Annotated in this window: 11 protein-coding genes; 10 read left to right on the top strand and 1 reads right to left on the bottom strand. The window is 34.1% G+C overall.

Annotated elements, in window-relative coordinates:
- Nucleotides 1–305 precede the first annotated feature (305 nt).
- From CD041_RS05880 to ltaS, 3 genes are all read left to right on the top strand, one after another.
- Nucleotides 306–1,028, top strand: a complete 723-nt coding sequence (locus CD041_RS05880; protein WP_002459760.1) for a 5-oxoprolinase subunit B family protein — start codon at nt 306–308, stop codon at nt 1,026–1,028.
- Complete coding sequence (locus CD041_RS05875) at nt 1,010–2,014, top strand: 5-oxoprolinase subunit C family protein (protein WP_002479364.1); 1,005 nt, start codon at nt 1,010–1,012, stop codon at nt 2,012–2,014. Before CD041_RS05880 ends, CD041_RS05875 begins: the two co-directional genes overlap by 19 nt.
- A gap of 550 nt (nt 2,015–2,564) precedes the next feature.
- A complete protein-coding gene (ltaS, locus tag CD041_RS05870; RefSeq protein ID WP_002479363.1) occupies nt 2,565–4,502 on the top strand; it encodes a polyglycerol-phosphate lipoteichoic acid synthase LtaS in 1,938 nt (645 codons plus the stop codon).
- A gap of 167 nt (nt 4,503–4,669) precedes the next feature.
- Here the strand turns inward: ltaS and CD041_RS05865 are convergent, their stop codons facing one another.
- Nucleotides 4,670–5,485, bottom strand: coding sequence for a ZIP family metal transporter (locus CD041_RS05865; protein WP_070647846.1), 816 nt, complete (start codon nt 5,483–5,485; stop codon nt 4,670–4,672).
- Nucleotides 5,486–5,596: 111 nt separating this feature from the next.
- On the opposite strand from CD041_RS05865, the gene CD041_RS05860 reads away from it, so the two are divergent.
- The 7 genes from CD041_RS05860 (at nt 5,597) to CD041_RS05830 (ending at nt 15,712) form a co-directional block, all read left to right on the top strand.
- Complete coding sequence (locus CD041_RS05860; RefSeq protein ID WP_002479361.1) at nt 5,597–7,480, top strand: ABC-F family ATP-binding cassette domain-containing protein; 1,884 nt, start codon at nt 5,597–5,599, stop codon at nt 7,478–7,480.
- A 13-nt stretch (nt 7,481–7,493) separates the two neighbouring features.
- Nucleotides 7,494–9,275 carry a DNA helicase RecQ gene (recQ, locus tag CD041_RS05855; RefSeq protein ID WP_002459755.1) on the top strand — a complete coding sequence of 594 codons (1,782 nt, stop codon included), beginning with the start codon at nt 7,494–7,496 and terminating at the stop codon, nt 9,273–9,275.
- A 216-nt stretch (nt 9,276–9,491) separates the two neighbouring features.
- The gene (locus CD041_RS05850) at nt 9,492–10,460 is read left to right on the top strand and encodes an ABC transporter ATP-binding protein (protein ID WP_070647848.1); all 969 of its coding nucleotides are present in this window, start codon (nt 9,492–9,494) and stop codon (nt 10,458–10,460) included.
- Nucleotides 10,457–11,971, top strand: coding sequence for an ABC transporter permease/substrate-binding protein (locus CD041_RS05845; protein ID WP_002479360.1), 1,515 nt, complete (start codon nt 10,457–10,459; stop codon nt 11,969–11,971). Before CD041_RS05850 ends, CD041_RS05845 begins: the two co-directional genes overlap by 4 nt.
- A 280-nt stretch (nt 11,972–12,251) precedes the next feature.
- Nucleotides 12,252–13,766, top strand: a complete 1,515-nt coding sequence (locus tag CD041_RS05840) for a peptide MFS transporter (RefSeq protein WP_002459752.1) — start codon at nt 12,252–12,254, stop codon at nt 13,764–13,766.
- A gap of 122 nt (nt 13,767–13,888) precedes the next feature.
- Nucleotides 13,889–14,944 carry a histidinol-phosphate transaminase gene (gene hisC, locus CD041_RS05835; RefSeq protein WP_002459751.1) on the top strand — a complete coding sequence of 352 codons (1,056 nt, stop codon included), beginning with the start codon at nt 13,889–13,891 and terminating at the stop codon, nt 14,942–14,944.
- A gap of 237 nt (nt 14,945–15,181) precedes the next feature.
- The gene (locus tag CD041_RS05830) at nt 15,182–15,712 is read left to right on the top strand and encodes a 5' nucleotidase, NT5C type (RefSeq protein ID WP_002459750.1); all 531 of its coding nucleotides are present in this window, start codon (nt 15,182–15,184) and stop codon (nt 15,710–15,712) included.
- Nucleotides 15,713–15,825: the final 113 nt, after the last annotated feature.

Below are 15,825 nucleotides of genomic sequence, written 5' to 3'. Positions count from 1 at the left end.
TATTTTAAAAAAGTGGGATAACAATGTTGGTAGTATGGTTGATAAGTATAGTGGTGATTGGGATAATAAGTAAATTCATATTTAATCATTATTATAAAACAGAACGCTTGATACGAGCAAAAGTAATAGCGACCGTGTCAATTTGTTGTCAATGTGTATGTGTATACTATTTCTGTCAGTCGCTTATTCCATATGTAGTGCGCATTATGGATGTTTTTTATCATTAATCAAATAGTTTTGTAGTCAGTGTGCCTGTACAATAATTGTTCGAAATTTACAAGTCTAAAAATATTAGAGGTGTGTTTATGAAAATATATAGCCAAGGAGACCAAGCTATTATAGTGGCTATCCAAAAAGATGTGTCTAAAGATGTAACACAACAATTGTTATTACTGAGAGATTATCTAGTTAAGCAAGACTTACCATTTATTGTTGAGATTGTGCCAACTGAATCTGATATGATGATTGTTTATGATGCCCGCGATATGATTAAACATCATCATATTGAATCCCCCTATCAGCACATGAAACATTTAATAGAACAGATAAGTCAAGCTGATTTAGAACAAACAGCTGCCACACAAACGAAACAAATTTGTGACATACCTGTTGTGTATGGTGGTACTTATGGTCCAGATTTAGAACCATTATTACAAGAATATGGGCTTGATTTTGAGACGTTTGTGAATTTACATACATCTGAAGCGTATTTTGTATCAATGATGGGGTATTCACCAGGTTTTCCTTATTTAAGTGGATTAAATGAAAGCTTATATGTAAATCATACGAGTGCAAACAAGAAAAAAGTACCTGCTGGGTCAGTAATTTTAGAAGGTAAAAAGTGTGGCATTGTGACTACAGACACTTACAATGATTGGCTAGTGATAGGGTATACTCCTCTACAATTATTTTATCCTGACCAAGCCGATTTCACATTAATCAAATTAGGAGATTCAGTAACCTTTAAAGCGATTGCTGAAGATGAGATAGAATTAGGAGCATATGAACCATGTCGATTAAAGTTATAAAAGAAGGACTATTTAGTAGTTTTCAAGATTTTGGACGTCGCGGATACGAGCATGATGGCGTTATTCCAGGCGGTGCTTTAGATGAGCTTGCCCATGAAATTGCCAATCGACTTGTCGCTAATGATAAGAATGAAGCGACACTAGAAATGACACATAAATTGCCAACACTTCAGTTTACTGAACCGACTTTAATTGCATTAACTGGTAGTAATTTTAAAGCACAGACAGAGCACCTTACCATCACACCTTATAAATTATATTTAATTCAAGCGGGCGACACATTAACATTCAATGAAACAAGCCGTACTTCTCGTGTGTATCTTGCAGTAGGTGGAGGCTTTCAATTAGATGAATGGTTGGGCTCTAGTTCTACCGACTTTAATACGCATATTGGTGGTTTTAAAGGAAGAACACTTCAAGCTGGTGATACGATACAATTAAAAAATAACTACTCACATCGACACACCAAGTTATTTGAAAATTTAGCCGAAAGCAATCAAACCGATTGGGGAATAGACGGATACGCATTATCATTTAACTATATTTCAGATGTCTTTCATGTAATTAAAAATAAAGGGACAGAAGATTTTGATGAAGCTACTGTACAGCGCTTTACATTAGGAGATTATAAAGTTACTAGTAAAGCTAATCGCATGGGAATGTATTTACAAGGAGAAAGTATCAAAGCCTATTACGAGGACATGCCGGCACATCAAAGTGTGAAGCGGGGAACCATTCAAGTTAAACGTGACGGTACGCCTATTATTTTACTTAATGATCATTATACGCTAGGAAGTTATCCTCAAATTGGCACAATTGCAAGTTATCATTTATCTAAATTAGCACAAAAACCACAAGGCGCAAGACTAAAATTTCAATTTATCGATGTTGAAACCGCAGAAAAGAATGTTGTCAAATATAGCCATTGGGTTAATCAAATCTTTCATGCGATTGAGTATCGCATGAAATTAGAAATGTTAAAATAACAGAGGTCAGCCTTTAGGCTGATTAAAACTAAAAGAAAAAAAGTTATAATATGGTATTGTCTTGTAGTTTATGCAGTGTATTATTTTCTTTTTACTTGAAAGATGGTCAAATATACTATATATTTATATATTGAACTATGCACTTTTGTTACAATTCAATTACAATGAATGAAATTTCTTAATAAAATATTAACAAAGTTAATGTTTTAAGTAGGGGATTTTTCGCTTATTCATAACTACAGTAAACAACAACGATACTACTATAGATTTGAACGGTCCATTTACAATCGTTATGATACGTTTTACATATAATGGGGTTAAACGCATCATTGATTAACGTGGGCACTGAAACCAGAGGAACACAACGCAATTTTAAAGAAATATTGAAAGTTGAAACAAGCACGATGCGTCTGTGATAGCACATCGTTTCATCTTTTTCCTAACTTTTTTAGCATGGGATAGTGAAGGCGAACGAAAGATAAAGCGCCTATCGCAAGTAATATGTACAGGTCTTTTAAAGTTGGAATAATTATAAACGGAGGAAACACACATGAGCATACGCAAAAAGAAAATAAGTCTTTTTACGTTTTTTATCTTAACTGTGTTAACAGTAACCCTGAAAACGTATTTTTCATACTATGTTGATTTTTCCTTGGGTGTTAAGGGATTAGTTCAGAATTTAATATTATTAATGAATCCATATAGTTTAGTAGCACTTATTTTAAGTGTCTTCCTATTCTTTAAAGGAAAAAAAGCATATTGGTTTATTTTTATCGCTGGTTTTTTATTAACTTTTTTACTTTATGCCAATGTGGTTTACTTCCGATTCTTTACTGACTTTTTAACATTTAGTACGTTGAATCAAGCTAGTAATGTGGAATCTATGGGGGGCGCAGTAACCGCATCGTTTAAATGGTATGATTTTGTATACTTTATTGATACTTTCATCTATTTATTTATCTTGATTTTCAAAAACAATTGGCTAGATAAACGCGTATTTAGTAAGAAGTTTGTACCTGTTGTGATGGCTGCTTCAGTCGCTTTATTTTTCTTAAACTTAGCATTTGCTGAAACAGACAGACCTGAATTATTAACGCGTACATTTGACCATAAATATTTGGTGAAATATTTAGGACCATATAATTTTACGGTTTATGACGGCGTTAAAACAATTCAAAATAATCAACAGAAAGCTTTAGCATCCGAAGATGATTTAACTAAAGTTTTAAACTATACGAAGCAAAAAAGAACTAAAGCAAATCCTGAGTATTTCGGGGTAGCAAAAAAGAAAAATATAATTAAAATTCATTTAGAAAGTTTCCAAACGTTTTTAATCAATAAAAAGGTAAATGGTAAAGAAGTAACACCATTTTTAAATAAACTATCTTCAGGTAAACAGGATTTCAGATATTATCCAAACTTTTTCCATCAAACAGGACAAGGTAAAACATCTGATTCTGAATTTATGATGGATAACAGTTTATATGGTTTACCACAAGGTTCAGCCTTTTCATTAAAAGGAGACAATACGTATCAATCATTGCCAGCGATTTTAGATCAAAAGCAAGGATATACGTCTAACGTGATGCACGGTGATTACAAAACATTCTGGAATCGTGATCAAATCTATCGACACTTTGGTATTGATAAATTTTACGATGCAACATACTATGATATGTCTGAAGATAATGTCGTGAACTTAGGTTTAAAAGATAAAGAGTTCTTTAAAGAATCAGCAGGTTATCAAAAGAAAATGAAAAAACCATTCTATTCACATCTAATCACATTAACGAACCACTATCCGTTTACTTTAGATGATAAAGATGCTGATATAGATAAACCAAATACGGGAGATTCTACAGTAGATGGCTATATTCAAACGGCACATTATTTAGACCAAGCGTTAGAACAGTATGTTAATGACTTGAAAAAAGAAGGTTTATATGACGACTCTGTTATTATGATTTATGGTGACCATTATGGTATTTCTGAAAATCATAATAATGCAATGGAAAAATTATTAGGTGAACAAATTACACCAGCCAAGTTTACAGACTTAAACCGTACGGGATTCTGGTTAAAAATACCAGGCAAAGAAGGTACAGTTGACAAAACATACGCTGGCCAAATGGACGTTATGCCTACGATTTTACATTTAGTTGGTATTGATACGAAGAACTATATTATGATGGGTACCGACTTGTTATCAAAAGAGCATAAAGATGTGATACCATTTAGAAATGGTGATTTCATTACCCAAAATTATAAATATGTTAATGGTAAAATATATTCTAATAAAGACAACAAACTATTAGAAAAGAAACCAAAAGACTTTGATAAGAATAAACAACAAGTTGAAAAAGACCTTGAAATGAGCGATAGTATTCTGAATGGTGATTTATTCAGATTTTACAACAATCCAGATTTCAAAAAGGTCAATCCAGCTAAATATGAATATAAGACGGGACCAAAAGGCAATCAAAAATAATTGGTTCTATAATAAATCGGACTGGTGATTTAAATCACTAGCCCGATTTTTAAATTTTGAATATAAAAATAGCGCAATTACCTCTATAATTATTAGCGACCAAACAAAAGACAGTCTGAACGAATGAAGTCAGACTGCCTTTTTATTGTATTCTAATTCATATAATATTAACTCAAAGCAACATCTAATATCATCATGATTGTAAAGCCAATCATTAAATTCAATGTTGCTAAATCTGTGTTATTACCTGACTGTGAGTCTGGAATGAGTTCTTCCACGACAACGAATATCATTGCCCCAGCAGCAAATGCTAATGCATAGGGAAGAACGGGTGTCATAACTACTATAAGTGCAGCACCAAGTATAGCAAATATGGGTTCAACCAGTGCAGATGCTTGTCCATAATTAAAGGCTTTCCATTTTGAAGCACCAGCAGCACGAATAGGCATTGATAAAGCAGCACCTTCTGGAATGTTTTGAATGCCAATGCCTATAGCTAAGCCCAGTGCACCTAGAAAGGTCGCATGTTCATTACTAGAGGCAATACCTCCGAAGGCAACGCCAATTGATAGACCTTCTGGGATGTTGTGCAATGTGATTGCTAAAACGAGCAAAGTATTCTTATTTAATGACGTTTTTACACCTTCACGATAATGACTTTTATCACCAATACGTTGATGTATATGAGGAATAATAGCATCTAGCAACCGAATAAATAAGCCACCTAGTAAAAAGCCAATTGCAGCAGGTAACCAAGGTAATGTAGTACCTTCTTTAAACTCAATCGAAGGTTGTAATAATGACCAGAAACTGGCAGCAATCATGATACCAGCTGCAAATCCTTGCATGGAAGCAAGAACTTTCCCGTTTACTTTATTAAAAATAAACACACCGGCTGCACCTAATGCTGTAAGAAGCCAGGTAATTATTCCAGCGATTAGTGCTTGGAAATAGGATGGTAAGCTTCCAAATAATTCTTCCATAAACGTGACTCCTTGTATCATTTACCTGTAAAAAGGTGTATAATATATAGAACTGAATTAAGCTTATCAAAATCATTTTGAAATTTCGATAGTAAAAGAGGAAATCACGTCATGGAAGCATATAAAATAGAACATCTTAATAAGTCATATGCAGATAAAGTTATTTTCGATGACTTGAGTTTAGCGATTTCAAATCATGAAAAAATTGGATTAGTTGGTATCAATGGTACAGGTAAAAGCACGCTACTCAAAGTGATGGGTGGTATAGATGATGATTTTACTGGTGATATCACACATCCTAATCAATATCGTATTCGGTATTCTTCTCAAAAACAAGATTTAGATGGTAATTTATCGGTGTTTGAAGCCGTGCTCAGTTCAGAGACAAGCACATTACAAATCATTAAACACTATGAACAAGCGGTACAACAATATACAGTTGAACAGACCGACCGAAATTTTCAAGCAATGATGGCTGCACAAGAAGCTATGGATCGACATGAAGCATGGGATTATAATGCGGAGATAAAAACGATTTTATCTAAATTAGGTATTCATGACACGACAAAACAAGTCAGTTCTTTATCAGGTGGACAACAAAAACGCGTCGTGTTAGCTAAAACGTTGATTGAACAACCTGATTTATTATTGTTAGATGAACCAACGAACCATTTGGATTTCGAATCGATTAATTGGTTGATTAATTATGTTAAACAATATCCTTATACCGTATTATTTGTAACGCATGATAGATATTTTTTAAATGAAGTGTCAACACGCATTGTTGAACTTGACCGTGGAAAATTAACGACATACCCTGGAAATTATGAAGACTATATAGCGATGCGTGCCGAAAAAGAAGTAATTGAACAAAAGCAAAATGATAAACAACGTGCGCTTTATAAACAAGAGTTAGCTTGGATGCGTGCAGGAGCAAAAGCACGTTCTACGAAGCAACAAGCACGTATTCATCGCTTCAACGATTTAGAGGCAGATGTAAAGCAGCAACAGACACAAGATAAAGGCGAGTTAAATTTAGCTTATTCTCGTTTAGGCAAGCAAGTATATGAGCTTGATAGTCTAACAAAAATAATTAATGGCAGAACGCTATTTCAAGATATAACTCAAATTATACAGAGTGGGCAACGTATTGGTATCGTTGGACCCAATGGTGCAGGAAAAACAACGATGCTCAATATACTTAGCGGCGAAGATCAACAATTTGAGGGGACGTTAAAGATAGGACAGACTGTTAAGGTGGCTTATTTTAAACAAACTGAAGAAACGTTAAATCGTGATATCCGCATGATTGATTACTTAAGGGAAGAGAGTGAAGTCGCCAAAGAAAAAGATGGAACGACAGTGTCAATCACTCAACTACTTGAGCGATTTCTATTTCCAAGTTCAACACATGGTAAAAAGATTTATAAGTTATCTGGCGGTGAGCAAAAGCGATTATACTTATTGCGCTTGCTTGTGCATCAGCCAAACGTGTTATTACTAGATGAGCCAACAAATGATTTAGATACTGAGACATTGACGATACTTGAAGATTATATTGCTTCGTTTGGCGGTTCAGTAATAACGGTTAGCCATGACCGTTACTTTCTGAATAAGGTTGCTCAGGAATATTGGTTTATTCATGATGGCATGATGGAACGTATTGTTGGTAGTTTTGAAGACTACGAAACATATAAAAAAGAAAAAGATAAACAGCTAGCAATAGAAAAGCAAGCAACCAACACATCAAAAACTCAGATAAAAGAACGTAAAAAAACAGGACTATCGTATAAAGAAAAGCGTGAATACGAGTCATTGATGTCGCGTATAGAAGAGACCGAAATACGCTTGTCAGAAATTGAACAAGAAATGATTGAGGCAAGTGCGGATTACGCTAAAATCAAAGATTTAACTATTGAACAACAACAACTAGAACAGACATATGATGAAGATATAACGAGATGGAGCGAGTTAGAAGAATTAAAAGAGGTATAAGGGGAATGCAGAAATGGAAGCAATATTATCGCATTATTTTGGTTATCAATCTTTTCGACCAGGTCAAAAAGAAATTATAACTAAAATTTTAGCTCATCATAATGTATTAGGTGTATTACCAACAGGCGGGGGAAAATCGATTTGTTATCAAATTCCCGGGCTGAAGTTAGGTGGTACAACTGTTGTTATTAGTCCGCTTATTTCATTGATGAAAGATCAAGTAGATCAACTTAAAGCAATGGGAATTCATGCAGCGTACTTGAACAGTAGTCTAAGTCAAAAGCAACAAAAGCAGATTGAACAGGAGTTGGCTTCTGGTAAAATTCAATTTCTTTACGTGGCACCTGAGCGTTTTGAAAACCAATATTTTTTAAGTATATTGCGTAAGCTGGAAATTCATTTAATTGCATTTGATGAGGCGCATTGTATTTCTAAATGGGGACATGATTTTAGACCGAGTTATCAGAATGTCATTCAAAAAGTAATGACACTACCTCAAGATTTTGTTGTTATTGCGCTTACCGCTACCGCAACAACTGAAGTGCAACGAGATATTATGGATAAACTTTATATTTCTGCAGATAATCGGGTTAAGACAAGTACTAAACGTCGTAATCTTATCTTCAAAGTTAATCCTACGTATCAGCGTCAAAAATTTGTTCTTGATTATGTGCAAGCGCATCGAGATGAAGCAGGTATCATATATTGTTCGACGCGCAAACAAGTTGAAGAACTGCAAGAGGCCATTCAAAGCATTGATCTTGAAGCAGCGATATATCATGCAGGATTGTCAAACAAAGAACGAGAACAAGCACAAAATGATTTTGTTTATGATCGTATTAAAGTTGTTGTAGCAACAAATGCATTTGGTATGGGTATTGATAAGTCTAATGTGAGATATGTGATTCATTATAATATGCCTGGTGATTTAGAATCATACTATCAAGAGGCAGGACGTGCTGGTCGAGATGGGTTAAAAAGTGAATGTATCTTATTATACAGTGAGCGCGATAAAGGTTTACATGAATATTTTATTTCTGTGTCTCAAGCTGATGATGACTACAAAGATAAAATGGGTGAAAAATTAACTAAAATGTTGCAATATACCAAGACTAAAAAATGTCTCGAAGCCACAATTGTGCATTATTTTGAACCCAATGAAAAGTTAGAAGAATGTCAACAATGTAGCAATTGTGTTCAAGAAAATAAAACATATGATATGACCAAAGAAGCCAAAATGATAGTAAGTTGTGTGGCGCGAATGCGACAGCAAGAAAATTATAGTGTCATTATTCAAGTATTAAGAGGAGAGCAAAGCGATTATATTAAATACAATCACTATGATCAGCTATCTACTTATGGCATTATGAAAGCATATACAACGTCAGAATTAAGTCATCTTATTGATGAGTTAAGATTCAAAGGATTTTTAAATGAACATAACGAAATATTGATTTGTGACCAAAGTGTGCAAAGTTTATTAAAGGAAGACGTAACGATATTTACAACGCCATTCAGACAAAAATCTAAAGAAAAGGTTTATATCAATACTGTCGAAGGCGTTGATCGCGCGCTATACAATGAACTTGTTGATGTACGTAAACAATTAAGTAATAAGTTAGGCATTGCACCAGTAAGTATCTTTTCGGATTATACGTTAGAAGAATTTGCTAAACGTAAACCAGCGTCGAAACAAGAAATGATTGCTATAGAAGGTGTAGGTAGTTATAAATTAAAACATTATTGTCCTAACTTTTTAGAACGCATTCAATCTTACAAAGCAAACATATCATAAACGTAATAGCATACACTTAAAATAAGTAAGATGAGTTTTTGAATGGCAATGGCATTCAAACTCATCTTTTTAATATATAAAAGTAAAATTTTCTAGTATTATCATTAACTTTATGATAAAAGGGAATAACAAAGAAAAATGTACGCGTTGTATTGATGTCAATCTTTTATAAATAATAGACAAAATATTATTAATTTGCGTAATAGAGGTGTAAATGTGATTGAATTTAAAAATGTAACGAAACGTTATGGCCAAAATATTGCGGTTCATGACCTTAGTTTTAAAATCAATGAAGGCGAATTTTTTGTGCTCATTGGTCCTTCAGGTTGTGGGAAGACGACAACGTTAAAAATGATTAATCGACTTATCCCATTAACTGAAGGCTATATTTATTTTAAAGATAAACCAGTAAGTGATTTTCCAGTATATGAAATGAGATGGGACATTGGCTATGTACTACAGCAAATCGCGCTATTCCCCCATATGACAATAAAAGAAAACATTGCACAAGTTCCACAAATGAAAAAATGGAAAGAGAAAGAGATTGACCAGTGCGTAGACGAACTATTAGAAATGGTTGGTTTAGAACCAGATAAATATAAAAATCGCAAGCCTGATGAACTATCTGGTGGACAGCGACAAAGAGTGGGTGTAGTGCGTGCATTGGCAGCAGATCCTCCAGTCATCTTAATGGATGAACCTTTCAGTGCACTTGACCCTATCAGTCGAGAAAAGTTGCAAGACGATTTACTTGCACTCCAAACTAAAATTAACAAAACAATTGTCTTTGTAACACATGATATTCAAGAAGCCATGAAACTTGGTGATCGTATTTGTGTCATGAATCAAGGTCATATTGAACAAATCGATACACCATTAGGATTTAAAACACACCCACAAAGTAAGTTTGTCCAAGAATTTATGGGGAATTATTTACAACAAACATCTGTATCACAACATATTAAGTTGAAAGAATTAGATATCACAACACCGTTAAATGAAATGGCTGCGTCAACAGATTACCCAGTCGTGAGCGCAGACCAGTATATTGATGACTTATTTGATATGTTAAGCAAACATGAAGCATTGTTAGTAGAAAATCATGACACTCATGTTCAGTCACTTCTTACAAGAGAAGATGTCTTTGAATATTTAGCACAAGGGCAAAGAGGTGAAACAGCATGAATGAGTTTATTACTACATTAAACGCGCGTAAAGAAGAATTATTGGCTACTTTAATAGAGCATATCCAAATTTCTTTTATTGCGTTACTTATTGCTATTTTGATTGCTGTACCGTTAGGCATTGTATTAACAAAAGCAAAACGTATTTCTGAAATCGTGATGAATATCGCTGCTGTCCTACAAACTATTCCATCTCTAGCATTACTAGGTTTAATGATTCCATTGTTTGGTATAGGCCGTGTGCCAGCCATTATTGCTTTAGTGGTCTATGCATTATTACCAATATTACGCAATACATATACCGGAATTAAAGAAGTAGATCCATCGTTAATTGAAGCAGCAAAAGGGATTGGGATGAAACCATTTCGTCGCTTAACGAAAGTTGAATTACCGATTGCCATGCCGGTGATTATGGCAGGTATTCGTACAGCAATGGTTCTAATTATTGGTACAGCTACACTTGCTGCGCTCATTGGTGCAGGTGGCTTAGGAGATCTGATTCTCTTGGGTATTGACCGTAACAATCCATCGCTTATCTTAATTGGTGCCATTCCTGCTGCGTTACTGGCTATTATTTTTGATGTTATTTTAAGATTAATGGCAAAATTATCTTATAAAAAATTAATGCTGGCAACGGGTGCCATCTTATTAGTTATCATTATCGCGATTGTTGCACCATTGCTTAGTCATAAAGGGGATACGATTACGCTTGCAGGGAAATTAGGATCAGAACCATCTATTATTACGAATATGTATAAGATTTTAATAGAAGAAGAAACGGATGATACTGTCGAAGTGAAAGATGGTATGGGTAAGACAGCATTTCTATTCAACGCCTTAAAATCCGATGATATAGATGGCTATTTAGAATTTACTGGTACAGTGTTAGGAGAATTGACAAAAGAAGATTTAAAATCTAAAAAAGAGGCAGCAGTTTATCAACAAGCTAAAGATAGCTTACAATCAAAATATGATATGACGATGCTTAAGCCAATGAAGTATAATAATACTTATGCTTTAGCAGTTAAACGGGATTTTGCTCAAAAGCATCATCTTAAAACAATTGATGATTTAGCCAAGGTTACTGACCAATTGAAACCAGGATTTACATTAGAATTTAACGATCGTCCAGATGGTTTTAAAGCAGTCAAAAAGGCTTACAACTTAAATATTAATAATGTAAAAACGATGGAGCCCAAATTGCGTTATTCTGCTATAGAAAAGGGAGATATCAACTTAATTGATGCCTACTCAACTGACGCAGAACTGAAACAATATGACATGGTTGTGCTCAAAGATAATAAACATGTCTTTCCACCATATCAAGGTGCGCCAATGTTTAAAGAAAAATTCTTAAATGAACATAAGGAAATTAAAGCACCATTGAATCGATTAGCAGGTAAAATTTCAGATGAAGAAATGCAAGAAATGAATTATAAAGTTACTGTGAAAAATGAAGATCCATATCAAGTTGCTAAAGCGTTTCTCAAAAAAGAAGGGCTTATAAAATAGCACTGTATACTTCATAAGATAAAATGCCTCCATATTGAACTGAAGACGCGGAAAACAACGATTAAATCAAGTTGTTCTCTGCGTCTTTTTTAGTGTGATAAGCATGGATATATAGGCGTATGATAAAGGAATATAAGAAGAAATATATTCAAATGATAAATTGTAATAATAAAACTTTAGTAACATATTGTAACTAAATTTAATTGTGTTTCTTTTGATTTTACTTGTGATTAATTCATATGAAGTATAAAATTGAGGGTATTACGAATGAGGTGGGGAAATGAATAACAAGAATTATACACGTCAAGAAATCGTTAGTAGTGTGCCACAAAAAGGTTTCTTTGGGCATCCAAAAGGATTAAGCACACTGTTTTTTACTGAATTTTGGGAACGTTTTAGTTATTATGGGATGAAAGCTATTTTAGCGTATTATTTATATTACGCTGTAACGGATGGCGGTTTTGGGTTAAGCCAAGCAACAGGCTTACAAATTGTCTCAATATATGGTGCGTTAATCTACATGTCAGGATCTATAGGTGGCTGGATTGCAGACAGGATTATAGGTACAAGACACGCGCTGTTTTATGGTGGTATTTTAATCATGTTTGGGCATATCCTGTTGGCAATACCAGGTAACTTTACATTAGTGCTTATTGCATTATTATTATTAATTACCGGTACCGGATTATTAAAGCCTAATATATCTACCACTGTAGGCGATTTATATTCACATGATGATGTACGTTTGGACGGTGCCTTTACAATATTTTATATGGGTATCAACCTTGGAAGCTTACTTGCGCCATTTATAACTGGATATTTACAAACACGTCTTGGTTTCCATGTTGGTTTTGCGGCAGCAGCCGTAGGTATGTTCCTTGGTCTTGTGGTCTATGTGGTTACCAATAAAAGATTTTTAGGGTTAGCTGGACTCAGTGTTCCCAATCCATTAAAAAAAGAAGAAATTAAACGATTAAGTTTAATGGTGGGTAGTGCAATTATTATGTTTGCAATTATCTTAATTGTCTTACAATTTACCGGGTTACTTAGTCTTGAAAGTTTTACCTTAATAGTAACTATTATTGGTATCGTTTTACCTATATATATTTTTATTTATATGATTACGAATAAAAAAACAAATGAAGTTGAACGTAAGCGTATTTATAGTTATATTCCTTTATTTATAACATCAGTCGCATTTTGGATGATTCAAGAACAAGGATCAACCGTGTTAGCTAATTTTGCAGATCAAAACACTCAACTCAGTATGAGCAAGCTGACAAATGGACTGATTGATTTTCAAATACCAGCAGCTTGGGCCCAATCACTTAATCCAATATTTATTGTTGTGTTGGCTCCGGTATTTGCTAACTTATGGACAAGGCTGGGTAAACATAATCCAAGCACAGTGCACAAATTTGCACTTGGTGCAATCTTTGCCGGACTATCCTATTTAGTGATGATGATTCCTTTGATGAGTTCTACAGAATTAACACACCCGTTGTGGTTAGCACTTAGCTTTTTATTTATTACTGTCGGAGAACTTTGTATTTCTCCAGTAGGTTTATCCGTAACATCTAAATTAGCACCTAAACATTTATCTGCACAAATGATGGCGCTATGGATGCTAAGCAATGCCACAGCACAAAGTATTAATAGCCAAACAGTCGTATTTTTCAAACGCATTTCAGAACAACAATTCTTCATGTATTCAGGGTTGTTTACCTTAATTATTGGTGTATTATTATTTTTAATTTCACCTATAGTGATTCGAGCAATGCGTGGTGTACATTAATAGGAAGCCTGATTTTCGATGCTGATTGTCATATAATGAACTTGATATGTAACTAGGAAACACGTTATAATTAGTATTAAGTTTTTTAAAATTTCAGACAATTATCGGAGGAGTGGTTAACTTTGAAAAAGCAACTAGATCAATTATCTGCATACCAACCTGGATTATCCCCTAGAGCATTGAAACAGCAGTTTGGTATTGAGGGAGAACTATATAAGTTAGCATCTAATGAAAACTTGTATGGGCCCTCTCCGAAAGTCAAACAAGCCATAACAGATCATTTAGATGAATTGTATTATTATCCAGAAACTGGTTCACCTTCATTAAGAAAAGCGATTAGTGCTCACCTACATATAGATGAGTCACGCATCTTATTTGGTGCTGGTCTTGATGAAGTCATTTTAATGATTTCTAGGGCGGTATTAACGCCTGGCGATAAGATTGTTACAAGTGAAGCAACCTTTGGACAATATTATCATAATGCGATTGTTGAATCTGCAGATGTGGTTCAAGTACCACTTAAAAATGGCGGCTTTGATTTAGAAGGTATTTTAAATGAAGTTGATGAACAAACGGCATTAGTATGGTTGTGTAATCCTAATAATCCAACAGGGACGTATTTTACACATGAAAAATTGCATGACTTTTTATCACGTGTTCCAAGTCACGTCCCAGTATTAATTGATGAGGCGTATTTTGAATTTGTGACGGCTGAAGATTATCCAGATACTTTGAAGTTACAAGAAGAATTTGATAATGCATTTTTACTGCGTACGTTTTCTAAAGCATATGGTTTGGCTGGTTTACGTGTTGGTTATGTTATTGCAACGAATGAAGCAATTGATAAATGGAATATTATTCGTCCGCCATTTAATGTGACGCGTATTTCAGAATATGCAGCAATCGCAGCATTGGAAGATCAAGATTATTTACATGATATTACACAAAAAAATGCACAAGAGCGCCAAAAATTTTATGCGATTCCACAAAGTAAGCACTTCTTACCTAGTCAAACGAATTTTATTTTTGTAGTGACAGATAAAGTTCAGGAATTATATCAACAATTACTACAGGTAGGATGCATTACAAGACCATTCCCAACAGGTGTGCGTATCACTATTGGTTTTCCAGAACAAAACGATAAAATGATTGAAGTCTTACAACAATTTGATTATTAAAATCGAAACGATAAGACATAATAAATATATAAGCAAAGTCATGCTATTTACTTTTTAAGTAAGAGTATGACTTTTTAATTTACAAATAAACAGATTTGTACCAAGTGTAAATGAGCAAGACAAACGCATGATAATGAAATGAAAAAGCATTTGGCTACAGTCTGAAAGTATAACAAAATTTTGCTATACTCATACTGTATAACTACACAAACAAATAGAAACGGAGCGATCAAAGGAATGACCCGACAAAAAATTGCGATAGATATGGATGAAGTATTAGCCGATACTTTGGGAGCTATTATTGAAGCGGTGAATAAACAAACGAATTTGGGAATAACGATGGAAGGCTTAAATGGGAAAAAATTAAAGCACATGATACCTGAACACGATGGCTTAGTTAGGGAGATTTTAAATGCGCCTGGCTTTTTTAGACAGTTACCAGTATTACCAGCTGCACAAGAAGTTGTCGAAAAATTAGCGGCACAGTACGATGTATATATTGCTACGGCTGCGATGGATGTTCCAACATCATTTCATGATAAATATGAATGGTTATTACAACACTTTCCATTTTTAGATCCTCAACACTTTGTGTTTTGTGGACGAAAAAATATCGTGAAAGCTGATTATTTAATTGATGATAACCCACGTCAATTAGCTATTTTTGAAGGCGAACCCATTATATACACTGCAGCGCATAATGTAAACGAAACACGCTTTACACGTGTAAATGGTTGGAAAGAAGTGGAAGCATATTTTTTAAATTAATATTAGCTTAGTAGTAAGACAAAAAGATGCTGGGACATAAATGTCAGAAAAACAGCAGTAAGATCATTTTCAATTAGAAAATATCTTGCTGCTGTTCTCTATTTTCACAATGT

This window comes from Staphylococcus lugdunensis, from assembly GCF_002901705.1.
GTDB lineage: Bacteria > Bacillota > Bacilli > Staphylococcales > Staphylococcaceae > Staphylococcus > Staphylococcus lugdunensis.
Note: the sequence above shows the minus strand (reverse complement) of the source record. Positions and strands in the feature narration are given on the sequence as shown.